The sequence below is a fragment of the Frigoribacterium sp. AC759 genome, from assembly GCF_979256015.1.
The window spans coordinates 1-1,300 of the sequence record NZ_CEEDMT010000057.1 but is presented as its reverse complement, the minus strand read 5'-3'; the positions used below and the strand labels follow the sequence as shown (position 1 = coordinate 1,300).

At 70.4% G+C, this 1,300-nt stretch carries 2 pseudogenes; both read left to right on the top strand.

Annotated elements, in window-relative coordinates:
• Positions 1 to 827, top strand: a pseudogene (locus ACZ6JE_RS15060) (hypothetical protein); the annotation flags it as partial.
• A 173-nt stretch (positions 828 to 1,000) separates the two neighbouring features.
• Positions 1,001 to 1,300, top strand: a pseudogene (locus ACZ6JE_RS15055) (hypothetical protein); the annotation flags it as partial.

The window sequence follows — 1,300 nt, the reverse complement described above, 5'->3', positions numbered from 1 at the left end:
TCATCGGACACCACACCGCCGCGGCCGTATGGGGCCTGCCTCGCGTGCACGACGGCTACGGCGACGTGGTGACCGTGTTCGACCCGAGACGCTCGACGACCAGCAGGTCCACGCACCTCCTGCGGCGTCCCGGCGTGGTGACACCCGACGACCAGGTGGTGGATGACGGGCTGCGGCTCACGACCATCGAACGGACCGCGGTCGACGTCGCCCGGACGGCGTCGTTCGCCGACGGGGTGCTCTGCGTCGACGCCGTCCTGCGGCGGCTCGTCCTGCCCCACGGCGATCGACCACTGGACCCGGTGGTCGTCCGAGCCCTCGATTCGCGGCGAGCCGATCTGCTCGGCCGGTTGGGTCCTCCGTCGCATCCCGGCAACCGCTCTGCGCGACGCGTCCTCGAATTCGCGTCACCCCTCGCCGAGAGCGCCGGGGAGTCGTTGTTGCGCGTCGTCCTGTTCGAACTGGGCCTGTCGCACGTCGAGCTGCAACGGGTCTGCAGAGATCGGGGCCGCTTCGCCGGGCGATGCGACGCCTTCCTGGCCGAGCTCGGAGTGGCCATCGAGTTCGACGGCCACGCCAAGCTGACCGACCCCGAGATGCTGCAGGGACGGCGACCGGCAGACGTCCTGCGGGAGCGGAGTCGGCGGGACCGGCGCCTCCTCGGTGACCCTGCGATCCGCGTCGTCGTGCACTGCGAGTACATCGACCTCGTCCAGCCCGCGAGGCTCGCTGAACTGCTTCGTTCAGCCGGGGTGCCGCTCGACCCTCGTCGCGTGACCGCCGCCGCTCGCATCGCCCGTCGGCGCTTCACGGGCATGACGTCATGAACCGCGTTCGCGAAGATGAACTGCGATCTATCGCGGTTCATCTTCGCGAACGCGGTTCATCGCGGCTCACAGGCCGACGAGACGACTCCTCCACACCGGCGTTCCACCCTTCTCGGTACACAGCCCAGGAGGCGCGAGCCGGCCTGGCGACTCCGGGTCGCCACGATCGGTGCATGACGCCGACAGACCCCCGCCGCTGCCCGATCGTCTACGCCGCCGGCCATGGCGCCGGGACGCGAGAGCAGCGGCGCCTCCAGCTGAGTGCGCTGCGAGGCGATCTCATCCGCATCCACAGGGGCGTCTACGTCGCAGCAGACGTCTGGAGCGGACTCGACGCACGCGGACAGCATGTGGTCCTCACCCGAGCCGTGACCGCCGGCCTCGACGAACGGTGCGTCATCGGACACCACACCGCCGCGGCCGTATGGGGCCTGCCTCGCGTGCACGACGGCTACGGCGACGTGGTGACCGTG